The sequence below is a fragment of the Caulobacter sp. FW305-C-30-S16 genome, from assembly GCF_058783025.1.
Genome location: NZ_JBYSYH010000002.1, coordinates 871,192 through 894,381 on the forward strand (window position 1 = coordinate 871,192; position 23,190 = coordinate 894,381).

Below are 23,190 nucleotides of genomic sequence, written 5' to 3' on the forward strand. Positions count from 1 at the left end.
CTGGCCACGTCAGATACCGGCACCGTTGTCCATGGTCTGGAGGGCCGCCTCATGGGCGGCGGCCTCCGAGGAAAGCCAGGAGACGAACGCCTTCACCTGCGGCAGTCGTCCCTTGGTCTTGGGGTGGACGACGTAATAGGCGAAGTCCACGGCGGTGGCGATGGGAAACGGCGTCACCAGTCGTCCCGCATCGAGGTCCGCCTGGGCCAGGGTGCGCTTGGCGAGGGCCACGCCCCGGCCGTTGACCGCCGCCTCGATCACCAGGCTGGACTGGTTGAAGCGAGGGCCGCGCGTGCCGTCGACCGTCTTGATGCCCCGCGCCGCCAGCCACATGGCCCAGTCAGGGCAGGAATCGTCGGCGTCGGGCGAACCGTCATGCAACAGGATATGGCCGGTCAGTTCGGAGGGATCGTCCAGCGGATGGGTCGCCAGCAGCGCCGGGCTGATCACCGGAATCACCGTCTCGCTGAGCAGGCGCGTGACTTCCAGGCCGGGATAGCGGCCGCCGCCGTAACGGATGGCCAGGTCGACCTCGCCGCTGGCGAAATCGACGACCTCCATCCCGGCGCTCAGCCAGACGTCGACCTGCGGCTGAGCCTCCTCGAACTTGCCCAGGCGCGGCACCAGCCACTTGGCGGCGAAGGACGGGGCTGCGGTCAGGGTCAGGCGGCGTCCGTCGACGGCGGCCGTCAGCAGGCCGGCGGCCTCGGCCAGCCGGTCGAAGGCTTCGCGCAGGGCGGGGAGGGCGGTCTGCGCGGCGTCGGTCAGCAACAGCCCCTTGGGCGTGCGCTTGAACAGCGCCGCGCCGACGTAATCCTCGAGGTTCTGAATCTGCTGGCTGACGGCGCCCGGCGTCACCGACAGTTCGTCGGCCGCGCGGCTGAAGTTCAGGTGGCGCGCGGCGGCCTCGAAAGCGCGCAGCGCGTTCAGCGGTGGAAGCCGTCGGCGCTCGTTTGATCGTTCCATAGAAATCCTGAGGCCCCCGGCAGAACTCTTGGTTTGCGAAGTGGGCGCCGCGAACCCAGTTTGCAACCGTCCGGTGGCTTAACGGCCCTTTCGCCAGCGGACGAGTGGCGGGGCGGACCGTTCCGGTTCGTCCCGCCCCGACTCGTCTGTCCTTATAGAGAAACTATCGCACCATGTCCCGGGTCTCCCGCGCATCCCAGCCCCGTCGCCTCGTCGCGCTTGATGGTGTCACGACCGCGACCGCGCCGGGCAAGGTCTGGCTGGTCGGCGCCGGCCCCGGCGATCCGGAGCTGCTGACGCTCAAGGCCGCGCGGCTGATCGCGGCGGCCGGGGTTATCGTTCACGACGGTCTGGTCTCAGCCGACATCCTCGCCATGGCCGCGCCGGGCGCGCGCCTGATCGACGTGGCCAAGCGCAAGAGCCGCCACACCCTGCCGCAGGACGACATCAACCGCCTGTTGGTCGCCTTCGCCCGCCAGGGTCTGGATGTCGTCCGGCTCAAGGGCGGCGACCCGTTCATCTTCGGCCGTGGCGGCGAGGAACTGGAAGAGTGCCGCGCCGCGGGCATCGCCTGCGAGGTCGTCCCCGGCGTCACCGCCGCCCTGGCGGCCTCGGCCAGCGCCGGCGCGCCGCTGACGCATCGTGGGCTGGCCCAGGCCGTGACCTTCGTCACCGGCCACGCCGCGCACGGCGACCCGAACCTCGACTGGGACCATCTGGCCCGCGCCAACCAGACCGTCGTCATCTACATGGGCCTGTCGACCGCCGGCCTGATCGCGCAGCGCCTGACCGCCGCCGGCCGCGACCCGGCCACCCCGGCCCTGATCGTCGTCAACGCCAGCCGCGCCGATGAGGCGCGCTATCCGACGACGCTGGGCGCGCTGGCCGCGACGGCTGAAGGCCTCTCCGGCCCCGCTCTGCTGATCGTCGGCGAGGCTATGGCCCTCGCCCTCTCTTCCTCAATCCTCCCCAGCATCGCTGGGGAGGGGGACCATGCGGAGCATGGTGGAGAGGAGTCCGTGCACCGACTCCCCTCCACCGCCTTCGGCGGTCCCCCTCCCCGCAAGCGGGGAGGATCGGGAGCAGGTCAATGAAAGCCCTCACCGCCAACCGCCTGATCGACGGCGAGGTCGTGTTCTGGAAGGCCGGCGCCTGGATCGAGCGCTTCGCCGACGCCCAGTTCTTCGCCGTTGACGACGCCGACGGCCCCGCAGCAGTCGAGACCGCGAAGGGCCAGCCCACTGTGATCGTCGATCCGTACCTGATCGATATCGTCGAGGCGCCCGGGGGCTGGGCGCCTGTCAGCTACCGCGAGCGCCTGCGCGCGCTCGGCCCGACCAATGAACCCACGCACGGCAAGCAGGCCGAAGGCGGCGCCGGCGTCGAGGCGATCCTCGCCGCCACCGGCGCAGCCCGCTCGACCGGCCGTGTCGATCTGATCCGCAGGAAGTAGCCCGCATGTATCGCTACGACGCTATCGACAGGGAATTCGTCGCCGACCGGGCGGCGGAATTCCGCGGCCAGGTCGCCCGGCGACTGGCCGGCGAACTGACCGAGGACCAGTTCAAGCCGCTGCGGCTGATGAACGGCCTGTACCTGCAGCTGCACGCCTACATGCTGCGGGTCGCCATCCCCTATGGCTCGATGGACAGCCGCCAGCTGCGCCGGCTGGCCCACATCGCGCGCACCTACGACAAGGGCTACGGCCACTTCACGACCCGCCAGAACCTTCAGCTCAACTGGATCAAGCTGGGCGATACGCCGGACATCCTCGACCAGCTGGCGGAGGTCGACCTGCACGCCATCCAGACCAGCGGCAACTGCATCCGCAACGTGACCGCCGACCCCTATGCCGGCGCCACCGCCGAGGAGATCGACGACCCGCGCGTCTGGTCCGAGGTAATCCGCCAGTGGTCGACGCTCCACCCGGAGTTCAGCTTCCTGCCGCGCAAGTTCAAGTTCGCGGTCACCGCTTCGGCGAAGGACCGCACGGCGGCCCGCGTGCACGACATCGGCCTGGTGCTGCGCCGCGGCCGCGACGGCGCGCTGGGCTTCGAGGTGATCGTCGGCGGCGGGCAGGGGCGCACCCCCTACGTCGGACCGACGATCCGCGAGCATCTGCCGGTCGGCAGCCTGCTGAGCTACCTGCAGGCCATTCTGCGCGTCTACAACCGCCACGGCCGGCGGGACAACATCTACAAGGCGCGGATCAAGATCCTCGTCGCGGCCCTCGGCAAGGAGGAGTTCGCCCGTCAGGTCGAGGAGGAGTGGGCGAAGATCGACTCCGCCCCGGCCGATCTGCCCGACACGGAACTCGCCCGTATCCGCGGCGCCTTCACGCCGCTGGCGTTCGACAGCCTGCCCGCCCGTTCGGAGGCGTTTGAAGCCGCCAGGGCCGCCAGCCCCGCGCTGGCCCGGTTCGCGCGCAACAACGTCAAGCCGCACAAGAAGCCCGGCTACGCCATCGTCGAGATCTCGCTGAAGGCCCACCACGCCACGCCGGGGGACGCCTCCGCCGAGCAGATGGAAACCGTCGCCGATCTCGCCGAGCGCTACAGCCTCGACGACGTGCGGGCGACGCATGAGCAGAACCTGGTCCTGCCGCACGTCAAGCTGGACGACCTGCCCGCCGTGCATGCGGCGCTGGAGGCGGCCGGTCTGGCCACCCCCAATATCGGCCTGATCAGCGACATCATCGCCTGCCCGGGACTGGACTACTGCGCCCTGGCCAACGCGCGGGCCATCCCGATCGCCCAGGCCATCGCCCAGCGGTTCGAGGACGCCGACCGCGCCGAGCTGATCGGCGAGCTGAAGATCAAGATCAGCGGCTGCATCAACGCCTGTGGCCACCACCATGTGGGCAACATCGGCATCCTCGGCGTCGACAAGAAGGGCGAGGAATTCTACCAGCTCAGCCTCGGCGGCTCGGGACAGGAAGACGCTTCTCTGGCGCAGATCCTCGGCCCGGGCATGTCGGCTGACAAGGTGCCGGACGCCATCGAGGCGCTGGTCGACACCTACCTCTCGGCCCGCACGGGCGAGGAGCGGTTCCTCGACACCGTCCGTCGCCTGGGCATGGCTCCGTTCAAGGAGGCCGTCTATGCCGACGCTCATTAAGCTGGCCGACGGCCGCTTCTCGTCTGCAGAAGACGTCTTCACCGATATCGCCGACGAGGACGCCATTCCCGCCGACGGTGCGGTGATCCTGTCGCTGACCCGGTTCCAGGCCGAGGGCGACGCCCTGATCGGCGCCGGCCGGGCGGTTGGCGTACGCGTCCAGCCCGACGAGGCCGTCGAGGACCTGGCCTACGACCTGCCGCGCCTGGCGCTGGTGGCGGTGGTCTTCCCCAAATACCGCGACGGTCGCGCCTACACCTCCGCCACCCTGCTGCGTCAGCGACTGGGCTATGGCGGCGAGGTGAGGGCGGTCGGCGATGTCCTGCGCGAGCAGGCCGGGTTCATGGTCCGGTGCGGCATGGATGCGTTCGCGCCAGCCGACGGCGCGACGGCGGAGGACTGGGCCGCCGCCGCCGGCCGGTTCCGTCATGTCTACCAGCGGGCGGTCGACGCCCGTCCGCCGGTCTTCGAGGAGCGAGGCTGATGGCCTTCGATCAACTCGAGCGGTCGCCCTCCCTGGCGGCCCGCCTGGACGCCGAACTGCGCGCGGCCCATCCGCGCACGGTCATCGAGGCGGCCTATGCGGAGTTCGGGTCGCGGCTGGCCCTGGTCTCGTCCTTCGGGGCGGAGTCGGCGGTGCTGCTGCACCTGGCCAGCCAGGTCAGCAAGGACATCCCGGTGCTGTTCCTCGACACCGGCATGCTGTTCGGCCAGACCCTCGACTATCGCAAGCAGCTGGCCGCGCGGCTCGGCCTGACCGACGTGCGCGACCTGCGTCCGCGGTTCGCCGACATCGCCGTGCACGATCCCAAGGCCGACCTCTGGAAGACCGACACCGACGCCTGCTGCAACATCCGCAAGGTGATCCCGCTGGACAAGGCGCTGGAGGGCTTCGACGCCTGGATCACCGGCCGCAAGCGCTTCCACGGCGGCGACCGTCTGCGCCTGTCGGTCGTCGAGGAGGCCGAGCACCAGCTGAAGTTCAATCCGCTGGCCAACTGGGGCAAGGACGACCTCGACGCCTATATCGCCGAGTTTGATCTGCCGGCCCATCCGCTGGTGGCGCAGGGCTTTCCGTCGATCGGCTGCTGGCCCTGCACCAAGCCGGTCGAAGAGGGCCAGGACATCCGCGCCGGCCGCTGGGCCGGCCAGGACAAGACCGAGTGCGGCATCCACGTCGCCCGCGCGCCATCGCCGCCAAATGTGGGCGGGGATATCTAGGAACTTCCCTCTCCCCTCAGAGAGAGGGAACGATGTCCAGGATTTCCGGCCCCCTGGAGCCACCCGCAGACAGAGAGCGCACTCTGCGCATGAAGTCATTCGACTCCGGCACGGCGAAATGGGCCTCCAGCGCGGCGCGGTCCGCCCAGCGCTCGAAGAAGAACAGCTTCAGACCGTTCTCGCTGTCGATATACAGGTCATGGCTGATGCAGCCGGGCTCGGCGCGGGAGCGACGGCTGTGCGCCTGGCAGAGGGTGATCAGCTCGGCGAGCGTCCCGGGCCGGGCGAGGATCCAGCCGGTGACGACGACCATCTCAGCGGGCCGCGATCTTCCGATCGGCCTTGGGACAGCCCTCGAACGTGCCGACCTTCGAGACGGTCACGGCGCGCATGTTCAGCTTCATCATCGGCGCCATCGATCCACGGCCCGAGCCGGTGAACAGGTCGATGCGGTTGCCCTTGATCGCGCCGCCGACGTCGGAGGCGTACCAGTAGCCGTCGTGCACCGAGCCGTCCGGCATCGGCATGCCGACCGTTTCCTTGATGAACAGGATGGTGCGGCGGGGAATCATGGCCCGGTCGATCGCGGCGGTGCGCATCGCCACCGTCGGGCAGCCGAGCGAGTCCCGTCCGCCGACCCCCGGCGCGCCGCCGTGGTAGAGGCTGGCCTTCAGAACCCAGTCCGGCGTCGGCTCCGGCGCGGCCGGGGCGGAGTCCTGGAGAGCGTCTTGAATCAGGTCAGCGATCGGATCGACCGCGGACTGCGCAAACGCCGGCGGGGTGAACGTCCCCAGAGCCAGCGCGGCGAGGCATGGCAGGATGCGTTTCAAACGCGCCCCCCTGTTTGTTTCTCGGAGGCGCTGTCTAGCCGCCATCGGCGCGAGAAACAACCCGAACGAATCAACCCATAGGAGAGCGAGGCGATGCTCACGGTCTACGGCGACAGCATTTCTGGCAACTGCCTGAAGGTCAAATGGACGGCGGAAAAGCTCGCGATTCCATACCGTTGGCGCGAACTGGACGTGCTGCGCAGCGAGACACGGACGCCGGATTTCCTGGCCCTGAATCCGGCCGGTCAGGTGCCGCTGGTCATCCTGCCGGACGGCCGGGCGCTGGCGCAATCGAACGCCATCATTGTCCATCTGGCCGAGGGATCGGCGCTGATTCCCGCCGATTCCTACGACCGGGCGAAGATGTTCGAGTGGCTGTTCTGGGAGCAGTACAGCCACGAGCCCTACGTCGCCGTGGCCCGGTTCCAGATGGCCTATCTGGGCAAGCCTCGCCACGAGCTGGACAGCAAGCTGGTCGAACGGGGGCGCGCGGCGCTGCAGCGGCTTGAGGACGGGCTCGAAGACACCGCCTTCCTCGTCGGTGATCAGGTTAGTCTCGCCGACGTCTCATTGGTCGCCTATACCCGGGTGGCGCACGAGGGCGGTTTCGATCTGGCGGACTATCCGCGAGTGGTCGCCTGGATCGGGCGCGTGGAGGCCGCGCTGGGGATCGCCTAGACCGGGGCCTGGATGTTTGAGGTCCTGATCCATGCGACTTGCCTACCGTCTTGCCGCCTTCGCCGCCGTTACGGCGCTTTGCCTGACTCCTGTCGCCGCCGCGTCCTGGGGCAACACCGGGCACCGGATCATCGGGGTGCTGGCTGTTGAGACGCTTCCGGACGAGGTTCCGGCCTTCCTGCGCGGACCCAAGGCGATGGCGGATATGGGCGAGCTGGCGCGCGAGCCGGACCGCTCCAAGGGCTCCGGCAAGATCCACGACAGCAACCGCGATCCAGCCCACTACATCGACATCGACGACGAGGGGCGCGTCATGGGCGGGCCGCTGTTCACCGACATGCCGCAGACCCGCGCGGACTATGAAGCCACGCTGCGCGCGGCCAGGACCGACACATGGAAGGCCGGCTACCTGCAGTATTCGATTGTCGACACCTGGCAGCAGCTGGTGAAGGACTTCGGCTACTGGCGGGTCGACACCGCCATGATCAAGCGGGCCAAGGGCGCGCAAAAGGCCTGGTACAAGCGCGATCGCGCGCGCCGGGAAGCGCTGCTGATCGCCAACCTGGCCAATCTGGCGCACTACATCGGCGACGGCTCCCAGCCGCTGCACACCTCGGTCCATCACAACGGCTGGGGCGACTATCCCAACCCCGAGGGCTTCACGACCGACCGAGTTCACGTGCCCTGGGAGGGCTCCTACGTGAAGGGCGCGGTGACGCCGGAAGCGGCGCGCGCGGCGATGACTCCCTTCGTCAGCTGCGGCTGCCCGATCGAGAAGCGGACGGTCGCCTACCTCGCGACGACCAACACCTTCGTCCTGCCGTTCTACCGCATGTGGAAGGCCGGGGAGTTCAAGCCCGGCGACGCCCGCGGCGCGGACTTTGCGGCAAAGCGGGTCGGCGCGGGGGCATCGGAGCTGCGCGACATGATCGTCGAGGGCTGGCGCGCCAGCGCCAACGCCAAGGTCGGCTGGCCCGAAGTCAGCGTCGCCGATGTCGAATCCGGCAAGGTCGATCCCTGGGAATCCATGGTGGGCAAGGACTGATGCCGCAGTTCGGCGAACCGCTCGCCGGCCGGACGCATCGCGAGCGCCCCGCAGCGTTCGGCATCGTCTCGCGCGCCGGGACGATCGCTGTTGTCCGGGTGACGCCGGATGACGGCGGCGACTATCTCGACCTGCCCGGCGGCGCGATCGATCCCGGCGAGGACGAGGTTCAGGCCCTGATCCGCGAGTTCGGCGAGGAGACCGGCCTGGTCGTGACCGCCGGCTCCCGGATCACCGGAATCCGCCAGTATTTCGTCCTGTCCGACGGAGAACCGGTCAACAACATCGCCGGCGTCTACACGGTCGAGGTGACAGCCGAGGACGAGACGCTCAAAATCGAGGACGACCACACGCTGGTGTGGGTTGATCCGACAGAAGCGATCCGCCGGCTGCGGCATGACGGGCATGCCTGGGCGGTGGCGAAATGGATGCGGGGGCAGGGCTGAAATGACGTCTTTCTACGACCGGCACATCATGCCGAAACTCATCGGCTGCGCCTGCGCCAGCAAGCCGATCATGAAACAGCGCGTGAAGGTGGTGCCGAAGGCCGCCGGCAAGGTGCTGGAGCTGGGCATCGGCGGCGGGCTGAACCTGCAGTACTACGATCCCGCGAAGGTCTCGAGCGTGTCCGGGGTCGACCCTTCGGACGAGCTGCGCGCCTTCGCCCTGGCGGCGGAACGGCCGGAAGGGCTGAAGGTCGATATCCAGAAGGGGACCGCCGAGGCCCTTCCGTTCGAGAACGAAAGCTTCGACTGCGTGGTCTGCACCTTCACCCTCTGCTCGGTCCAGTCGCCGTCGACGGCGCTGGCGGAAGCGAAGCGGGTGCTGAAGCCCGGCGGCCGGTTCCTGTTCTGCGAGCATGGCCTGGCGCCCGACGCCGGGGTGGCGAAATGGCAGGGCCGACTTGAGCCGATGTGGAAGGCCATCGCCGGCGGTTGTCACCTGACACGACCGATCACCGCCTCGGTGCTGGGGGCCGGCTTCACCGTGACCAGCAGTGAACGCATGTACCTGCCGGGTACGCCGCGAGTGCTGGGCTGGAGCGAGTGGGGCGAGGCCATCGCGGCCTGAACGCGACCGCCGCCGGATCATCTGCACGGGAACTGCATCGCCGGTTGACGCTCCCGTGCGGCCTCCCTCAAATGGAGCGTCCGCTTGGGGGACAGCCGAACAGCGCTGCAGGGCATGGACGACGACGCCGCCTTCATCGAGCAATGCCAGGCCGCCGTGGAGCGTCGCCTGGCAGAGCTGACTCCGGACCGTGACGCGCGACCGGCGCGGCTGGCCGAGGCGGCGCGGTACGCCCTGCTGTCGCCGGGCAAGCGGTTCCGGCCGATGCTGACCCTGCTGACCGCCCGTGAATTCGGTGGCGATCCGGCCGCCGCGCTCGACGTCGCCTGCGCCTGCGAGATGGTCCACGCGGCGTCCCTGATCCTCGACGACCTGCCCTGCATGGACGACGCGGGACTGCGCCGCGGACGGGTCACGACGCACAAGGCCTTCGACGAGGCGACGGCCGTCCTTGCCTCGGTGGGCCTGCTCAATCTCGCCTACGGCGTGGTCGCCTCTGCGCCGGGGCTGGCGGGACCGCTGAAGGCCGACCTGGCGGCGCGGCTGTCCCGGGCCGTCGGCTTTTCGGGCCTCGTCGCCGGTCAGGCGATGGACCTGGAACACCGCGACCGCGCCCGTGCGCCCGAGGACCTTGACCTGCTCAATCACCGCAAGACCGGCGTACTGATGGTCGCCGCCGCCGAGGCCGGCGCCCTTATCGCCGGCGCCTCGTCGCTGGCGGTGCTGGGCGTAGGCGAGTTCGCCACCCATCTGGGCCTGGCGTTCCAGATCCATGACGACATCCTCGACGTCGAGGGCGGCGCGGACGTCGGCAAGGACGTCGGCAAGGACGCAGGCATGACCACGCTGGTGTCCGCGATCGGGCTGGAGGGCGCCCGGGTCGCCCGCGACGCCCATCTGAAGGCCTCCGACGCGGGGCTGGCGAGGGCCGGCGTGGGGCAGGGGCTCCTCGCGCGCTACGTCCACGATCTCTTCGAAGCCAGAAAGGCGGCGGCGTGAGCGAACGCCCGATCCTCAACGTCTGGGGCGCCGAGCACCAGTACGGCAGCCGCAAGGTCCTTCGCGGTGTCGATCTGGCTGTGCGGCCCGGCGAGATCTACGCCCTGCTGGGTCCCAACGGCGCGGGCAAGTCGACCCTCGTCGGCGCCATCTGCGGCCGGCTGAAGCTGACCTCCGGCGAAGTGGCGCTGGATGGCCACAACCCCTTCACCTCGCCGCTCGCGCGCGCCCGGCTCGGCCTTGTGCCGCAGGAAATCGCGCTCTATGGCCATATGACCGTGCGCGAGAACCTGCAGGTGTTCGGGCGGCTGTCCGGCGTCTCCCGGCGCACGCTGGGCGAGGCGGTGTCCCGCGCGCTGCAACTCACCCGCACTGCCGACCGCGAGCATGTGCCGGTGAAGCACCTGTCCGGCGGCTATCGGCGCCGGGTCAACATCGCCGCCGCGATCCTGCATCAGCCGCAACTCCTGATCCTCGACGAACCGACGGTCGGCGTGGACATCGATGCGCGCGAGGCGCTGGATACGGTGATCCGTAATCTGCGGGATACCGGCGTATCGGTGCTGATCGTCACCCACGATCTCGAACAGGCGGGTGCGCTCGCCGACCGCGTGGGTTTCCTGAAGGAGGGCCGCAAGGTCCTCGAGGGCTCGCCCCGCGCCCTGATCGAACAGGCCTTCGGGCAGGAGATGGAGATCCTCGTCCAGATGGACGTCGAACCCGACATGGACGGCGAGAGCATCCTCGCCACCGAAGGGCTGGAGCGGCGCAAGGGCAATCTCTGGGCCCGCCTCGACGAAGGCGGCTACAGCGCCGCGGCCCAGCTCGACCGGCGCCTGCGCAGCCTGGGCATGATCCCGCGCGAGATCCGCGTGCGGCCGCCGTCGTTGCAGAACCTGTTCAGCCTCGTCGCCGACTGGAGGCGCGCCGCATGATCCTGGCCATGTTCCGCGTCATGGCGCTGGCGCTGTGGCGGGACCGCGGCGCGCTGGTGATGACCTTCCTTTTGCCGCCGCTGGTGTTCCTGATCTTCTCGGCAGTGTTCGCCGGCGCCACCGGCGAGGACGTCAGACTCAAGCTCGCCATCGCCGACGATGCCCGAACGCCCGCCTCGCAGCGCCTCGCGGCCGCCCTGCTCGCTGACCCGGATGTCCGCGCCGAGCGGACGAGCCCGGACACCGGCGCGGAGGTGCGCCGCCTGGTGAAGGCCGGCAAGGCCGACGCCGGGGTGATCATTGCCGGCGACCCCGGCGCGCCGGGCGCCCCGATCCTCGTCGTGTCCGACCCCAGCCGCGCCGTCGCGGCGCCCCTGACCATGGCGCGCGTGCAGCAGACGATGGCGCGAGCGATGCCGGACATCCTGCTGGCCCGCACGCTGGTCGAGACCGCCCCGGCCGTCGGCGGCTACAGCCAGGGCCAGATCGCCGTGGCGACGGCGGCGCGCGCCGTGCTGGCCAAAGGCGACGCGAAGCCCGCAGGCCCGACCCTGTTCGCCCGCGAGGACATCGCCGGCGCCAAGAAGGGCGGCGGCACGATCGCCTACTACGCCGGCGCGGTCAGCATCCTCTTCGCCCTGTTCTCGGCCATGACCGGCGCCCTGTCGCTGATCGATGAGCGCCGCAGCGGCGTCGCCGACCGCATTCTCGCCGGCACGCGCGGGATGGGCCCGGTGGTGACCGGCAAGTTCCTGTTCCTGGTCGCCCAGGGCATGGTCCAGGCCCTCGCCATCTTCGCCACGGCGCAGCTGATCTACGGCGTTCCGGTCCTGCAGCATTTGGGGCCGTGGCTGGTCACGGTCGTGGCCGCCTCGATCTGCGCGGCGGGGCTGGCGCTGGCCATCGTGTCGTTCTGCAAGACTCGCGACCAGGGCCAGATGCTGTCGACCTTCATCATCCTGATCCTGGCGGCCATCGGCGGCAGCATGGTGCCCCGGTTCCTGATGCCGCCCTGGCTGCAGATGGCCGGCTGGGCGACGCCCCACGCCTGGACGATTGAGGCCTATCAGTCGATCCTCTGGCGGGACGCGGGCCTCTCGGCGGTGTATCCTGCCTGGGCGGTGCTGACGGTCACCGGCCTGCTCGGCCTCTTGCTGGCCCAGACGGCGACGCGCCTCGTCCGCTGAGGATTCCGATGCTGCAATTCGCGATCAGCCTGGCCCTGTTTCTGGGCGCGCTGGCTTTTATGGAAGGCTTCGCCTTCGTCATGCACAAGTACGTCATGCATGGCTTCATGTGGGTCTGGCACAAATCGCATCACGAGCCGCGCGACGGCGTCTTCGAGCTCAACGACCTGTTCGCCGTGGTCTTCGCCGCTCCGGCCATCGTGGCGATCTGGCTGGGCGTGAACACGATGCTGGGCTGGATGTTGCCGGTCGGCCTGGGGATCACCGCCTATGGCGCGATCTACTTCATGTTTCACGACGGGCTGGTGCATCGCCGCTATCCGGTGCCGCTGAGCGGCAAGTCGGCATTCTGGAAGCGCCTGATCCAGGCCCACCGCTTCCACCATGCGGTCCACACGAAGGACGGCTGCGTGTCGTTCGGCTTCCTGATGGCGCCGCCGGTTCGCCAGTTGAAGGCGCAACTGGAGGCCCGCAACGTCGACCTCCGGACCGCCGCGCCGGACGGCACCGAAGCGCCGCTCTAGATCTTGCTCCACAGCGCCGGCCGCTCCGGCGGCTCGCGCCAGCGATCCAGCGTCGCGCCGCGCACGGCCATCAGACCGCCGCCGAGGGCGAGGCCCAGCTTCTCGGCCGTCGAGGTCGAGACCCGCTCGTCCCAGGCCTTCGCGCCGCGCGCCACCACCTTGACCCCGATCTCGCGATAGACGCCCCGCGCCGCCGCCACGGCCCAGGCCGAGCGGAAGGGCAGGCCGCGCAGGCCCCAGCGAGCGGAGGCGTAGTAGGGCTCGGCGGTCTCCACCAGACGGCGGGCAAGACCCGCGATGGCCGCCCTGTGGGCAGGATCACCAACGGCCGTCTCCGGCACGCCCGCCGCCGCCAACCAGTCGGCGGGCAGGTAGATGCGGTCGTTCTGCGCGTCCTCGACGATGTCGCGGGCGATATTGGTCAGCTGGAAGGCCAGGCCCAGATCCTGCGCCCGGCGCAGGGTCTGCAGATCATCGGGCCGCACACCCATGACGATGGCCATCATCACCCCGACGACGCCGGCGACGTGCCAGCAGTAGTCGAGCGTGTCCTCGATCGTCTCGTAGCGACGCCCCGCGACGTCCATGGCGAAGCCGTCGATCAGCTCGATCGGATAGCGCTCGGGCAGGTCGCGCCGGGCCGCCACCTCGCGGAAGGCGGCGAAGGCGGGATCGTCGGTCGGATGGCCCGCCAGCGCCGCGCGGGTCTGGGCGTAAAGGCCGACGAGGCGCTCCTCGACCTCGGCCGGGTCGAGCACCTCGCGGTCGTGGCCGAGCGTCTGGCCGTCGATGACGTCATCGCAATGCCGGCACCAAGCATAGAGCATCTCCGCGTCGGCGCGCGTCTGCGGATCGAACAGGGCCGCCGCGGCCGCGAAGCTCTGCGAGCCCTTCTGGATGGTCTCGCGACTGGCCTGAACCAGATCCGGTCCGGGAAGTCCCTCGCTCACGGGGCCATGTCCGGGATCATCAACGCCGCGGTCGCCTTGGCCGAGCCGACCACCCCGGGGATGCCCGCGCCCGGATGGGTGCCGGCGCCGACGAAATAGAGATTGGGGATCCTGTCGTCGCGGTTGTGGGTCCGGAACCACGCGCTCTGGGTCAGGATCGGTTCCAGCGAAAAGGCCGCGCCGTTCCAGGCGTTCAGCTCGGTCGTGAAGTCGTCGGGCGTGAAGATGCGGCAGGTCACGAGGTCGCGCGCCAGATTGGGGATGTAGCGATCCTCGAGGTATTTCAGGATCTTGTCGCGATAAGCTTCACCTTCGGTCGCCCAGTCGATGTCGGCGGTCTCAAGGTTGGGCACGACCGACAGGACGTAGAAGGCGCTGCCCCCGGGCGGCGCCATGCCGGGGTCGGTGGCGCAGGGGTTGTGCAGGTAGAGGGAGAAGTCCTCCGACAGCGTGTCCTTGCTGTAGATGTCCCCGATCAGCTCGCGATAGCGCGGGCCGAAGCAGATCGTGTGATGCCGGATCTGCGGGTGTTCCGCCTTGAGCCCGAAGTAGATGACGAACAGCGACGGGCTCCACCGCTTCTTCTCCAGCGCCTTGCTGGCCGCCTTGCCGCGCGGATCGTCGACGAGCAACTCACGGTAGGTGTGCATGATGTCGGCGTTGGACGCGACCGTGTCGAACGCCTCGAACTCGCCGTCATGGCGGATCACGCCAGTCACACGGCCGCCGGCGGTGGCGATCTTCGAGATCGGCGCATTCAGCGCGATCTTGCCGCCGAGGTCCTCGAACAGCTTCACCAGGGCCCGGATGAGGGCGCCGGTTCCGCCGCGCGGGAACCACACGCCGCCGCGCCGCTCCAGCGCATGGATCAGGGCGTAGATGGAGGAGGTGGCGAACGGGCTGCCACCCACCAGCAGGCTGTGGAACGACAGGGCCTGACGGACGTGCTCGTCCTTCACGAAGCTCGCCACCTTGCCATAGACGCTGCGCCAGGCCTGCAGCTTCATCAGCGACGGGGCCGCCGCGATCATGCTGCCGAAGTCGAGGAACGGCACGGCGCCCAGTTCGACATAGCCCTTCTGGTAGAGCTCCTCGGAATAGGCGTGGAAGCGGCGATAGCCCTCTACGTCCGCGGGATTACGGGCGGCGATCTGCCGGTCCAGTTCGGCCTGGTCGTTGACGTAGTCGAAGACGTCGCCGTCTTCCCACACAAGGCGGTAAAACGGGTCGACCGGCAGCAGCTCGACATAGTCCTCGATCTTGCGACCGCTGAGCGTGAAAAGCTCCTTCAGGCAGTCCGGGTCGGTGATGACCGTGGGACCGGCGTCAAAGATGAAGCCCTCGTCTTCCCAGACGTAGGCGCGGCCGCCCGGCTTGTCGCGGCGCTCGAACACCGTGACGTCGATCCCGGCTGATTGCAGACGGATGGCCAGGGCCAGCCCGCCGAAGCCGGAACCAATGACGGCCGCGCGCGGCTTGCTCATGCCTTGTCGTCCCCAGGAATTACCGATCGTTCGGACAGCACCGCCAGGGCGGCCGCGATGGGCACCGGCGGCTTGCCTATCAGGATGCGGGCCTTGTCCGCCAGCGTGATCCGCCCGGCGTAGAACCGTTCCACCAGGCCCTGTGACAGACGGTAGAACCGCTCCAGCACCACGAATCGCTGTCCGGGCCGTGCGGCCCTGAACAGCATGCGGTTGAGCAGCCGGTAGTAGGCCCTCTCCGTCCAGCGTTGTTTCGAGCGCGCCTCGACGCAGGCGCGCGCCGTCGCCGTGGTCAGGTCCGGAAGCGCGGCGATCTCGTCGGCCAGTCGCGCGGCGTCCGGCAGGGAATAGCCGGTGATCGGCTGGAACAGGGCGGCCCGCAGCCCGACTTCAGGCAGGTCGGAGGCCCGCCAGTAGGCGTCGATGTCGCCGGCCAGGGCGATCGGAAGGACGCCGATTTCCTCGCGCACGACCGCCTCGATGCTCCAGCCCTGGGTCGCGGCGTAGGCCTCGACGTCCCGTCGCAGCGTCTCGCGGTCGAGGTCGTGGCCGTCGGCGTAGCGGGTATCCTCGATCAGCAGCCGTGTCGGCGAAAAGGGCAGGGCGTAGAGAAACCGGTAGCCGTCGAGCTGATCGACCGTGGCGTCCATGATGATCGGGCGGATCAGGCCGTGCGGCGCGGCGAGCTCCACCTCCAGCCCGACGAACTTCTGCCAGCCCAGGACGAGGTCCCAGTTGGGGCGGGGCCCGCGGCCGTCGATCACGCAGCGGGCCTCGATGACGCGCTGGTCTTCCAGCACCACGCGGTCAGGTCGGACGTCCATGACCGCGACGCCGGTCCAGGCGTCGTCGCCGAGCGCCCCCTGGACGACCTCGTGGAAGCGGTCGGAGGTCACCGAGCGATAGGGCGTGGTCAGGGTTCGGCGGTGAGCCGGAAAGCGGACGTCATAGCCCTCCCAGCGATGCACGATCAGCGGGTCCAGCCAGGCGCTGATCGCCGCGCTGACGTCCGTGGCGAAATGGCTCCAGGTGTGGCGGCCGCCCAGAGTCCCGCCGTGCTCGACGATAATGACCTTCAGCGCTGGCCGCAGCGTCTTGAGGCGCAGGGCGATCAGTCCGTTGGCCAGCCCTCCGCCCACCAGGACGACATCGGCAGAGGTTGCGGAAGGCGAAGCCATGTCCCGGAGATAGCACGGCGTCGGGCGAAGACTAGGCGGCCTTCCGCGTCGCGGCCGGTTTGCGCGCCGGCGTTCGCTTCTTCGTCGGCATGGGATGGCCCGGCTTGTCGTCGTCCAAGGCCTTGTCGCGCGGAGCGGCCTTGCGGCGCTTCTCATGAAGTTCCGCGTGCAGGTCCTTCGCGGCCCGCTCGCATTCCTCCAGGATGATTTCCAGTTCCTGGTCGGTCAGATGTTCGATGCCGATGAACTTGTTGTCGGAGTCGCCGGCGCGGATCAGCTCGTCCAGTTTGGCGTGCAGGGCGGCGTTGTCGCGGTTCTGGGTATTCTGGATCAGGAACACCATCAGGAAGGTGATGATGGTCGTGGAGGTGTTGATCACCAGCTGCCAGGTCTCTGAAAATCCAAACAGCGGCCCGCTCACGGCCCAGGCCGCGACGCCGACGACGCAGATGGCGAAGGCGGCGGGGCGACCGGTCCATTTGGACACGGTGTTGGAGAAGCGGGTGAAGAGCCGATTGACGTCCATCGGGGCCTCCTGATTGCGCGCAGGCCGGTGAACGGGTAGGGGCCAGCGAGGTTCCGGGAGGCTCCAGGCATGGCGCAGGCGACGATCATCGACGGCAAGGCGTTCTCCGAACGTCTTCGGACGCAGGTGGCTGCTGAGGTCGCCGCGCTCAAGGCCGATCACGGGGTCACGCCCGGACTGGCCGTTGTGCTGGTCGGCGAAGACCCGGCCAGCGAGGTCTATGTGCGCAACAAGGGCGTCCAGACCGAAGCCGCCGGCATGTATTCCGAAACCCACAAGCTGCCGGGCGACGTCGGCGAAGCCGAGTTGCTGGCGCTGGTCGCCCGGCTGAACGCCGACCCGGCGATTCACGGCGTGCTGGTCCAGTTTCCGGTCCCCGATCATCTCAGCCAGGCCCGCATCGTCGCCGCCATCTCGCCGGACAAGGACGTCGACGGCCTGACCGTCACCAACGCCGGGCGGCTGGCCAGCGGGCTTCCGGCCCTGACCTCCTGCACCCCGGTCGGCTGCATGATGCTGCTCCAGGACGCGCTGGGCGACCTGAGGGGGCTGAACGCCGTCGTGATCGGTCGCTCGAACCTGATGGGCAAGCCGATGGCCCAGCTCCTGCTGGCCGCGGACTGCACCGTCACCATCGCCCATTCGCGCAGCCGCGACCTGCCCGGCATCTGCCGGCAGGCCGACATCCTGGTGGCCGCCGTCGGGCGCGCCGAGATGGTCAGGGGCGACTGGATCAAGCCGGGCGCGGCCGTGATCGACGTCGGCATCACCCGCTTTCCGTCCCGCGACCCTGTCCGCGCTGCCGAAGGCAAGACCCGTCTGGTCGGCGATGTGGCGTTCGAGGAAGCCAAGGCCGTCGCCGGCTGGATCACCCCGGTGCCGGGCGGGGTCGGCCCGATGACCATCGCCTGCCTGCTGCAGAACACCCTGACGGCCGCAAGGCGGCTGCATGGCCTGGAGGGCTAGGGCCATGGCGTTGCATAAGTTTTGTGCGTCCTTCGAGACGCGCTTCGCGCTCCTCAGGATGACGAGATGGGCGGATGGCAAAACGGCTCGTCATGGTGAGGAGCGGCCGTCAGGCCGCGTCTCGAACCACGCACGCACCCTCAGCGCATTCCTGCTGGCTTCGACACTCGTCGCCTGCTCCCCCGCGCCCAAACCCGCCCCGACGCCGGAGCAGGCCGCTCTCCTCAAGCCCGCCGATGCGCGGCTGGCCGGGCTCTACGAGACCTCCTGCAAGGCCTGCCACGCCATTGCCGAGTCCGGCGCGCCGATGGTCCATGACGCCGCCGCCTGGGCGCCGCGCCTGAAGCAGGGGATGCCGGTGCTGATTGACCACACCATCCTCGGATTCAACGCCATGCCGGCCGGCGGACAGTGCACCGCTTGCACCCGGGCCGATCTGGAGGCTCTCATACGCTTCATGGCGGACCAGCAAGAGTCGGCCGGCTAGGTCGGGGGACACCATGATTTCGAGGCGGCGGGCGCTGATTGCAGGCGGGGCCGCGACGGCCGTCATCGGAGGCGGCGCGGTCGCCATCGGCCGCGCCAATCGCGAGACCCCTGAACCGCCCGCGCCCCCGTCGACCGACGGCAAGGGCCACACGGTCTGGCGCAACTGGTCGGGCATCCAGCACAGCTATCCGGCCCAGCGCAGCGCGCCGAAGGACGAGGCGGAGCTGTCGGCGCTGCTCAAGGGCGGCGCGGCGCCGGTGCGCGTCACCGGAGCCGGCCACAGCTTCACCGGCCTCTGCGCCACCGACGGGACGCTGGTCTCGCTCGACGCCATGAGCGGCGTCGTCGGATGGGATGGCGACGAGGCCACGGTCCGGGCCGGGACAAGGCTCGGCGCGCTCGGCCCGGCGCTGGCCGCAAACGGTCGGGCGATGGCCAACCTGCCCGACATCAACAAGCAGTCGCTGGGCGGCGCGCTCGGCACGGCGACCCACGGCACGGGCCGGACGCTCAAGGCGATCCACGGCGATGTCACGGCCCTCACGCTGGTCACGGCCGGCGGCGCGGTGCTGGACTGCGATGCGAAGACCCGTCCGGAGCTCTTCAGCGCCGCCCGGGTGTCCCTCGGCGCGCTGGGGATCATCTCGAAGGCGCGCCTCACGACCACCGCCAACCGCCGCCTCCGCCGCCGCGTGTGGCTGGAGCCGTTCGAGGAGGCGATGGCGAAGGCCGAGGAACGCTGGGCGACGCACCGGAACTTCGAGTTCTACGCGGTGCCCTTCACCGGCCTCGCAGCCAACATCACCCATGACGAGACGGATGAGGCCGCGACGGTCCGCGAGACCAGCCCGGACGACGCCTTCCTCGACGCCCTGAAGGGGCTGCGCAATCTGCTCGGCTTCTCGACGGGGCTGCGCAAGGCGGCCGCGAAGGCGCTGCTCGGCGGCACAAAGCCCGAGACGGCGGTCGACGAGGGCTGGAAGCTGCTGTCCACCGAGCGGCCCGTGCGGTTCAACGAGATGGAATACCACCTGCCGCACGAGACCCAACTGGCGGCGCTCAAGGAGGTGGTCGAGACGATCGAGACGCATCGTCCGGACGTCTTCTTCCCGATCGAGGTGCGCCGCATCGCGCCGGATGACGCCTGGCTGTCGCCGTTCCAGGGCGAGCCGCGCGGGTCGGTGGCCGTCCACGCCTATTACCGCGACGACTACCAGTTCTTCTTCGAGCTGATCGAGCCGATCTTCCGCCGCTACGGCGGCCGGCCGCACTGGGGCAAGCTGCACTCGCTCAAGGGGGGCGACCTGGCCGCCCTCTATCCGCGCTGGCACGACTTCCTCGAAATCCGCCGCGAACTCGATCCCGAAGGCCGGCTGCTCAATCCGTACCTGAAGACGCTGTTCGGCCTGTAGGGGACATGTACCGCAGGTACGTGTCCCCCAATCGAGCGGTCACGGGTTTGGGGGACACGTACCCTTGGTACAGGTCACCGACGCTCAGCTGTCCGCCGTATCCACCGAATTGACCCAGCCGACGATCTCGCCGAGCACCTGGGTCAGGGCGGCGTTGTAGGCCGGCACGATCGCGCCGACGCGGTTCTCGCCGGCACGGACGCGGGCGGTGAACACCCGGTCGCCGATCAGCGCACGGTCACGATTGCGGGTGACCACGCCACGGACCGACACGACGATTTCCGGGGCGGCCTTGGGCCCCCGGTCGTAGTGCGTCTCGAAGACCTGGACATCGAGCTTCAGGGAGAAGTCGGCCTTGATCACCTCGCCGCGGCTGATCAGCCGGGCCCGGCCGGCGCCCTGGAAGGCCGTCGAAACCTGCTCGTCGAACAGCACCGACGCCGGCGAGACCCAGCGGGCGCCGGCGATATAGGCGGCCTCGCCCCGGTCGTTGACGGTCAGGATCCGGTCGCCCCCGGAGGCGCGGGGAAAGCTCGTGCCCAGCCGCAGAACGCCGAACAGCGCGCCCGCCGGCGCCGACTGCGGCTGCTGCCGGGCCTCGAAGCGGTACAATTGCGCCGGGTCCGCCTTGGGGAACACCGAGATACAGCCCGACAGGGCGATGGCCGTCAGCGCGAGGGCGGCGGCGGTCAGTCGACGGTTCACGGCTGAACCTCCACTTCCTTGGCAGGCGCCTTGGAGACGACGCCCTGCGGATTCTGTTCAACCTCGCCGACCAGCCGGTCGAGGGATTCGGCGGTGGCCTGAAGCGAGGTGATCGCCCGGGTCAGTTGCGGCAGGCCGGTGTCGGCGAATTCCGAGGTCGGTCCGTCGAGCTTGCCGATCATGGCGCGGGCGTCGCGCGTCGCGGCCTTCAGTTCGGCCGCGGCTTCGCTCAGTTCGGCCAGGGTGCGTCGCCCGTCGCCGTCGACCAGCCCCTTGGTGGACCGGCTCAGCTCGGTGATTTCCGACGCCGCCGCATCGATGCTCTGCAGCGCCTTCTGGGCGTCGGCGATGATCGCCTTGCGCTCGCGGGCCTCGGCGGTGATCGCCTGGACGTCGTTCAGGGCGGCGCCGAAGACCTTGACGTTCTCGTCCGACAGCACCCGGTTGACCCGGTCCAGCGCTTCGATGGTTCGCGACAGCACCGTGCCGCCGCCCTGGAGCAGGTCCGACAGGGCGCTGTTCTGGCTTCGGATGATCGGGATCTTGCCGCTTTCCACGGTGGTCTTCAGCAGCCGCTTGGACGGCGTTCCCGCGGTGATCTGGACATAGTTGACGCCCGTGATCCCCTGCGGCTCGAGGGTCGCGAAGGAGTCCTCGCGGATCGGCACGTCGGACGTGATCCGCGCCCGCGCCATCACCCGGTTGGGGTCGCGGCTATCAAGCGCGATCTTGGTGACTTCCCCGACCTTGATGCCGTTGAAATGGACTTCGCCGCCTTCGGACAGGCCGCGGACCGGCCCGATGAACAGGATGTCGTACTCGTCGAAGTCACGGTTCACCTGCAGGCGCGCAAGCCAGACGATGAACACCACGAGCCCGATGACGAGGGCCAGGGAGGCGACGCCGACGAGGGCGTAATTGGCGTTTCGTTCCATCAGACGCTGTGTCCCGTCATTGCCCGTGACCCTGCTGCGGCCCGACCTCGCGGTCCCAGGAAGTATTCCTGAATCCACGGGTGACTGGAATGCTCCAGTTCACGCACCGGCGCGGCGGCGACGACCTTCCGGTCGGCCAGCACCGCCACACGGGTGGTGATCGCGTAAAGCGTGTCGAGGTCGTGGGTGATCATGAAAACCGTGAGGTTGAGGCTCGACGACAGGTCCGCGATGAGATCATCGAAGGCCGCCGCGCCGATAGGATCGAGGCCAGCCGTCGGCTCGTCGAGAAACAGCAGTTGCGGGTCCAGAGCCAGCGCACGGGCGAGCGCCGCCCGCTTGATCATCCCGCCGGAAAGTTCCGACGGCCGCAGGGCTCCCGCCCGGGACGGAAGGCCCGACAGGGCGATCTTCAGGTCGGCCAGTTCGTAGATTTCGGCGCGCGTCAGGCGCGTATGCTCGAACAGCGGCGCGGCGACGTTCTCGCGCACGGTCAGGGACGAGAACAGCGCGCCCTGCTGGAACAGCACGCCCCAGCGGCGCTCGATCGACGTCCAGTTCTTGCGGGTGGCCGTGTCGATATCCTGGCCGAACAGTTTGATGGTGCCGCCGTCGGGCGTCTTGAGGCCGATGATGGAGTTCATCAGCACCGACTTGCCCGAGCCGGACCCGCCGACGACGCCGAGGATTTCGCCGCGATTGACGGTCAGATCGAGGTCCTCGTGGATCACGTGGTCGCCGAACTGCGAGCGCAGACCGATGATCTCGATCGGCGCGACCTCGGTGTCATGCTCGTCGACCAGGCCGCTCATACGTCCAGCTTCATGTAGAGAACGGCGAAAATCGCATCGATGACGATGATGGTGAAGATCGCCTGGACCACGGCGGAGGTGACCCGCTGGCCGAGCGAGATGACGTCGCCGCCAACCTCCATGCCCTGACGCGAGCCGATGCCGGCGATGACCGCGGCCATGATCGGCGCCTTGGAGATCCCGACCCAGAAGTGGGTCGCCCCGACGTTATCGACGATCCGCTGCATGAAGAAGGTCGGCGACAGGTCCAGCAGGCTCCAGGTCACCAGCATCCCGCCGACCATCCCCGAAAGGTCCGCTACGAACGTCAGCAGCGGCATCATCATCAACAGTGCGATGAAGCGGGGCAGGACCAGCGCGTCGAACGGGTCCACGCCCATGACCTGCATGGCGTCGATCTCCTGGCGCATCTTCATCGCGCCGATCTCGGCGGCGAAGGCCGAGGCCGAACGGCCGGCGATCAGGACGGCGGTGATGACGATGCCGAACTCGCGCAGCACGGCGATGCCGATCGTCTCGACCACGAACACCGTCGCGCCGAAGTCGGTCAGCGTGTTGATCCCGATCAGCGCCACAACAGCGCCGATGAAGGCGGTGCCGGTCGCCACGATCGGCAGAGCGTCCAGTCCGGCGCGCTCGCACTGGGCGAAGATCGGCGCCCAGCGGACCTTGCTCGGCCGTGCGACGCCCCGCAGGCCGGACATGGTCAGCCGCCCGATGAAGGCGAAGGTCTCGATGACCTCGTTGATGATGTTGAAGACGCCCTGACCAACCCGGACCAGCAGGTTGTAGATGCCGATCTCGCGAACAGTCGGCGTCGGCTCCGCCTCGACGGCCGCGGCGACCAGGTCCAGCAGACGCCGGGTCTCGGGCTTGGCGACGATCGCCCCGCCGCTCGCACAGCCTTCAACCGCCCGGAGTATGGCGTAGGCCCCCGCCGTGTCGCAGCGGCCCATGGTCATCAGGTCAATGGAGATCGCCTTGGAGCCGTCCAGAATGCCGGCGAGGCGATTGTCGGCGTCGCCCATGCCTTCGGCTGTCCAGTCGCCGGACAGGACCACCGCCGCGCCTGTCTCCCCCTGCTGGAGCTTGAAGTCGGCGGGCTTGCTCATGCGGGAGTCGCAATGGTCCTTTGGGTCGCGCCAGAACCCTGCCACGCG

General features: G+C 69.0%; 27 protein-coding genes. 16 read left to right on the forward strand and 11 right to left on the reverse strand.

Annotated features, from left to right (window positions below):
* Positions 1-9 precede the first annotated feature (9 nt).
* Positions 10-966, reverse strand: a complete 957-nt coding sequence (gene gcvA, locus AC3WJT_RS11205) for a transcriptional regulator GcvA (protein ID WP_492343197.1) — start codon at positions 964-966, stop codon at positions 10-12.
* Positions 967-1,139: 173 nt separating this feature from the next.
* Here gcvA and cobA point away from each other — a divergent pair, with 173 nt between their 5' ends.
* The 5 genes from cobA to AC3WJT_RS11230 are packed head-to-tail and all read left to right on the forward strand — an operon-like array spanning position 1,140 to position 5,304.
* Positions 1,140-2,060 carry a uroporphyrinogen-III C-methyltransferase gene (gene cobA, locus AC3WJT_RS11210; RefSeq protein ID WP_492343198.1) on the forward strand — a complete coding sequence of 307 codons (921 nt, stop codon included), beginning with the start codon at positions 1,140-1,142 and terminating at the stop codon, positions 2,058-2,060.
* Positions 2,057-2,419 (forward strand): DUF2849 domain-containing protein, encoded by a 363-nt coding sequence (locus AC3WJT_RS11215; RefSeq protein ID WP_492343199.1) that lies wholly within the window; start codon positions 2,057-2,059, stop codon positions 2,417-2,419. The genes cobA and AC3WJT_RS11215 overlap by 4 nt, the downstream gene beginning before the upstream one ends.
* A gap of 5 nt (positions 2,420-2,424) precedes the next feature.
* Entirely contained in the window at positions 2,425-4,083 is a 1,659-nt protein-coding gene (locus tag AC3WJT_RS11220; RefSeq protein ID WP_492343200.1) for a nitrite/sulfite reductase, read from the forward strand.
* Positions 4,067-4,567 (forward strand): DUF934 domain-containing protein, encoded by a 501-nt coding sequence (locus AC3WJT_RS11225; RefSeq protein WP_492343201.1) that lies wholly within the window; start codon positions 4,067-4,069, stop codon positions 4,565-4,567. Before AC3WJT_RS11220 ends, AC3WJT_RS11225 begins: the two co-directional genes overlap by 17 nt.
* On the forward strand, positions 4,567-5,304 hold the full coding sequence (locus AC3WJT_RS11230) for a phosphoadenylyl-sulfate reductase (protein ID WP_492343202.1): 738 nt from the start codon (positions 4,567-4,569) through the stop codon (positions 5,302-5,304). The genes AC3WJT_RS11225 and AC3WJT_RS11230 overlap by 1 nt, the downstream gene beginning before the upstream one ends.
* 16 nt (positions 5,305-5,320) lie before the next feature.
* Here AC3WJT_RS11230 and AC3WJT_RS11235 read toward each other — a convergent pair whose 3' ends face one another.
* Both AC3WJT_RS11235 and AC3WJT_RS11240 read right to left on the reverse strand, forming a co-directional pair.
* Positions 5,321-5,617: a putative quinol monooxygenase gene (locus tag AC3WJT_RS11235; RefSeq protein ID WP_492343203.1), complete on the reverse strand. Its 297-nt coding sequence runs from the start codon at positions 5,615-5,617 to the stop codon at positions 5,321-5,323.
* A 1-nt stretch (position 5,618) separates the two neighbouring features.
* Positions 5,619-6,134: a 3D domain-containing protein gene (locus tag AC3WJT_RS11240; RefSeq protein ID WP_492343204.1), complete on the reverse strand. Its 516-nt coding sequence runs from the start codon at positions 6,132-6,134 to the stop codon at positions 5,619-5,621.
* A gap of 93 nt (positions 6,135-6,227) precedes the next feature.
* On the opposite strand from AC3WJT_RS11240, the gene AC3WJT_RS11245 reads away from it, so the two are divergent.
* The 8 genes from AC3WJT_RS11245 (at position 6,228) to AC3WJT_RS11280 (ending at position 12,573) form a co-directional block, all read left to right on the forward strand.
* Positions 6,228-6,812 carry a glutathione S-transferase family protein gene (locus tag AC3WJT_RS11245; protein WP_492343205.1) on the forward strand — a complete coding sequence of 195 codons (585 nt, stop codon included), beginning with the start codon at positions 6,228-6,230 and terminating at the stop codon, positions 6,810-6,812.
* A 31-nt stretch (positions 6,813-6,843) separates the two neighbouring features.
* A complete protein-coding gene (locus AC3WJT_RS11250) occupies positions 6,844-7,857 on the forward strand; it encodes a S1/P1 nuclease (RefSeq protein WP_492343206.1) in 1,014 nt (337 codons plus the stop codon).
* Positions 7,857-8,303, forward strand: a complete 447-nt coding sequence (locus AC3WJT_RS11255) for an NUDIX domain-containing protein (protein WP_492343207.1) — start codon at positions 7,857-7,859, stop codon at positions 8,301-8,303. The genes AC3WJT_RS11250 and AC3WJT_RS11255 overlap by 1 nt, the downstream gene beginning before the upstream one ends.
* Before the next feature lies 1 nt (position 8,304).
* Complete coding sequence (locus tag AC3WJT_RS11260) at positions 8,305-8,928, forward strand: class I SAM-dependent methyltransferase (RefSeq protein ID WP_492343208.1); 624 nt, start codon at positions 8,305-8,307, stop codon at positions 8,926-8,928.
* A gap of 84 nt (positions 8,929-9,012) precedes the next feature.
* Complete coding sequence (locus tag AC3WJT_RS11265) at positions 9,013-9,927, forward strand: polyprenyl synthetase family protein (RefSeq protein WP_492343209.1); 915 nt, start codon at positions 9,013-9,015, stop codon at positions 9,925-9,927.
* A complete protein-coding gene (locus tag AC3WJT_RS11270; protein WP_492343210.1) occupies positions 9,924-10,862 on the forward strand; it encodes an ABC transporter ATP-binding protein in 939 nt (312 codons plus the stop codon). The genes AC3WJT_RS11265 and AC3WJT_RS11270 overlap by 4 nt, the downstream gene beginning before the upstream one ends.
* Positions 10,859-12,049, forward strand: a complete 1,191-nt coding sequence (locus tag AC3WJT_RS11275; protein WP_492343211.1) for an ABC transporter permease — start codon at positions 10,859-10,861, stop codon at positions 12,047-12,049. Before AC3WJT_RS11270 ends, AC3WJT_RS11275 begins: the two co-directional genes overlap by 4 nt.
* 8 nt (positions 12,050-12,057) lie before the next feature.
* Positions 12,058-12,573: a sterol desaturase family protein gene (locus AC3WJT_RS11280; protein WP_492343212.1), complete on the forward strand. Its 516-nt coding sequence runs from the start codon at positions 12,058-12,060 to the stop codon at positions 12,571-12,573.
* Here AC3WJT_RS11280 and AC3WJT_RS11285 read toward each other — a convergent pair.
* Genes AC3WJT_RS11285 through AC3WJT_RS11300 form a run of 4 tightly spaced genes read right to left on the reverse strand, consistent with a single transcriptional unit; the run spans position 12,570 to position 16,711 of the window.
* Positions 12,570-13,523, reverse strand: a complete 954-nt coding sequence (locus AC3WJT_RS11285; protein WP_492343213.1) for a phytoene/squalene synthase family protein — start codon at positions 13,521-13,523, stop codon at positions 12,570-12,572. The two genes, AC3WJT_RS11280 and AC3WJT_RS11285, sit on opposite strands and share 4 nt — an antisense overlap.
* Positions 13,520-15,007 (reverse strand): phytoene desaturase, encoded by a 1,488-nt coding sequence (locus AC3WJT_RS11290; protein ID WP_492343214.1) that lies wholly within the window; start codon positions 15,005-15,007, stop codon positions 13,520-13,522. The genes AC3WJT_RS11285 and AC3WJT_RS11290 overlap by 4 nt, the downstream gene beginning before the upstream one ends.
* Positions 15,004-16,185 (reverse strand): lycopene beta-cyclase CrtY, encoded by a 1,182-nt coding sequence (gene crtY / locus AC3WJT_RS11295; RefSeq protein WP_492343215.1) that lies wholly within the window; start codon positions 16,183-16,185, stop codon positions 15,004-15,006. Before crtY ends, AC3WJT_RS11290 begins: the two co-directional genes overlap by 4 nt.
* A gap of 31 nt (positions 16,186-16,216) precedes the next feature.
* Positions 16,217-16,711: a low affinity iron permease family protein gene (locus AC3WJT_RS11300; protein ID WP_492343216.1), complete on the reverse strand. Its 495-nt coding sequence runs from the start codon at positions 16,709-16,711 to the stop codon at positions 16,217-16,219.
* Positions 16,712-16,780: 69 nt separating this feature from the next.
* On the opposite strand from AC3WJT_RS11300, the gene folD reads away from it, so the two are divergent.
* From folD to AC3WJT_RS11315, 3 genes are read left to right on the forward strand one after another with little or no spacing between them, the layout of a single operon-like run.
* Complete coding sequence (folD, locus tag AC3WJT_RS11305; RefSeq protein ID WP_492343217.1) at positions 16,781-17,677, forward strand: bifunctional methylenetetrahydrofolate dehydrogenase/methenyltetrahydrofolate cyclohydrolase FolD; 897 nt, start codon at positions 16,781-16,783, stop codon at positions 17,675-17,677.
* A 58-nt stretch (positions 17,678-17,735) separates the two neighbouring features.
* A complete protein-coding gene (locus AC3WJT_RS11310; protein ID WP_492343218.1) occupies positions 17,736-18,164 on the forward strand; it encodes a c-type cytochrome in 429 nt (142 codons plus the stop codon).
* 13 nt (positions 18,165-18,177) lie between these two features.
* Complete coding sequence (locus AC3WJT_RS11315) at positions 18,178-19,578, forward strand: D-arabinono-1,4-lactone oxidase (protein WP_492343219.1); 1,401 nt, start codon at positions 18,178-18,180, stop codon at positions 19,576-19,578.
* A gap of 84 nt (positions 19,579-19,662) precedes the next feature.
* Here AC3WJT_RS11315 and AC3WJT_RS11320 read toward each other — a convergent pair whose 3' ends face one another.
* From AC3WJT_RS11320 to AC3WJT_RS11335, 4 genes are read right to left on the reverse strand one after another with little or no spacing between them, the layout of a single operon-like run.
* Positions 19,663-20,283, reverse strand: a complete 621-nt coding sequence (locus AC3WJT_RS11320) for an ABC-type transport auxiliary lipoprotein family protein (protein WP_492343220.1) — start codon at positions 20,281-20,283, stop codon at positions 19,663-19,665.
* On the reverse strand, positions 20,280-21,218 hold the full coding sequence (locus AC3WJT_RS11325) for an MlaD family protein (protein WP_492343221.1): 939 nt from the start codon (positions 21,216-21,218) through the stop codon (positions 20,280-20,282). Before AC3WJT_RS11325 ends, AC3WJT_RS11320 begins: the two co-directional genes overlap by 4 nt.
* Positions 21,218-22,030, reverse strand: coding sequence for an ABC transporter ATP-binding protein (locus AC3WJT_RS11330; protein ID WP_492343222.1), 813 nt, complete (start codon positions 22,028-22,030; stop codon positions 21,218-21,220). The genes AC3WJT_RS11325 and AC3WJT_RS11330 overlap by 1 nt, the downstream gene beginning before the upstream one ends.
* Positions 22,027-23,142 (reverse strand): ABC transporter permease, encoded by a 1,116-nt coding sequence (locus AC3WJT_RS11335; protein ID WP_492343223.1) that lies wholly within the window; start codon positions 23,140-23,142, stop codon positions 22,027-22,029. Before AC3WJT_RS11335 ends, AC3WJT_RS11330 begins: the two co-directional genes overlap by 4 nt.
* Positions 23,143-23,190: the final 48 nt, after the last annotated feature.

Coding starts and splice junctions, on each gene's coding strand:
- folD (WP_492343217.1), top strand. CDS start 16,781: ATGGCGCAGGCGACGATCATCGACGGCAAGGCGTTCTCCGAACGTCTT.
- AC3WJT_RS11250 (WP_492343206.1), top strand. CDS start 6,844: ATGCGACTTGCCTACCGTCTTGCCGCCTTCGCCGCCGTTACGGCGCTT.
- AC3WJT_RS11315 (WP_492343219.1), top strand. CDS start 18,178: ATGATTTCGAGGCGGCGGGCGCTGATTGCAGGCGGGGCCGCGACGGCC.
- AC3WJT_RS11280 (WP_492343212.1), top strand. CDS start 12,058: ATGCTGCAATTCGCGATCAGCCTGGCCCTGTTTCTGGGCGCGCTGGCT.
- AC3WJT_RS11325 (WP_492343221.1), bottom strand. CDS start 21,218: ATGGAACGAAACGCCAATTACGCCCTCGTCGGCGTCGCCTCCCTGGCC.
- AC3WJT_RS11215 (WP_492343199.1), top strand. CDS start 2,057: ATGAAAGCCCTCACCGCCAACCGCCTGATCGACGGCGAGGTCGTGTTC.
- gcvA (WP_492343197.1), bottom strand. CDS start 966: ATGGAACGATCAAACGAGCGCCGACGGCTTCCACCGCTGAACGCGCTG.
- AC3WJT_RS11245 (WP_492343205.1), top strand. CDS start 6,228: ATGCTCACGGTCTACGGCGACAGCATTTCTGGCAACTGCCTGAAGGTC.
- AC3WJT_RS11300 (WP_492343216.1), bottom strand. CDS start 16,711: ATGGACGTCAATCGGCTCTTCACCCGCTTCTCCAACACCGTGTCCAAA.
- AC3WJT_RS11275 (WP_492343211.1), top strand. CDS start 10,859: ATGATCCTGGCCATGTTCCGCGTCATGGCGCTGGCGCTGTGGCGGGAC.
- AC3WJT_RS11260 (WP_492343208.1), top strand. CDS start 8,305: ATGACGTCTTTCTACGACCGGCACATCATGCCGAAACTCATCGGCTGC.
- AC3WJT_RS11235 (WP_492343203.1), bottom strand. CDS start 5,617: ATGGTCGTCGTCACCGGCTGGATCCTCGCCCGGCCCGGGACGCTCGCC.
- AC3WJT_RS11230 (WP_492343202.1), top strand. CDS start 4,567: ATGGCCTTCGATCAACTCGAGCGGTCGCCCTCCCTGGCGGCCCGCCTG.
- AC3WJT_RS11310 (WP_492343218.1), top strand. CDS start 17,736: ATGACGAGATGGGCGGATGGCAAAACGGCTCGTCATGGTGAGGAGCGG.
- AC3WJT_RS11330 (WP_492343222.1), bottom strand. CDS start 22,030: ATGAGCGGCCTGGTCGACGAGCATGACACCGAGGTCGCGCCGATCGAG.
- AC3WJT_RS11220 (WP_492343200.1), top strand. CDS start 2,425: ATGTATCGCTACGACGCTATCGACAGGGAATTCGTCGCCGACCGGGCG.
- AC3WJT_RS11290 (WP_492343214.1), bottom strand. CDS start 15,007: ATGAGCAAGCCGCGCGCGGCCGTCATTGGTTCCGGCTTCGGCGGGCTG.
- AC3WJT_RS11255 (WP_492343207.1), top strand. CDS start 7,857: ATGCCGCAGTTCGGCGAACCGCTCGCCGGCCGGACGCATCGCGAGCGC.
- cobA (WP_492343198.1), top strand. CDS start 1,140: ATGTCCCGGGTCTCCCGCGCATCCCAGCCCCGTCGCCTCGTCGCGCTT.
- AC3WJT_RS11335 (WP_492343223.1), bottom strand. CDS start 23,142: ATGAGCAAGCCCGCCGACTTCAAGCTCCAGCAGGGGGAGACAGGCGCG.
- AC3WJT_RS11225 (WP_492343201.1), top strand. CDS start 4,067: ATGCCGACGCTCATTAAGCTGGCCGACGGCCGCTTCTCGTCTGCAGAA.
- crtY (WP_492343215.1), bottom strand. CDS start 16,185: ATGGCTTCGCCTTCCGCAACCTCTGCCGATGTCGTCCTGGTGGGCGGA.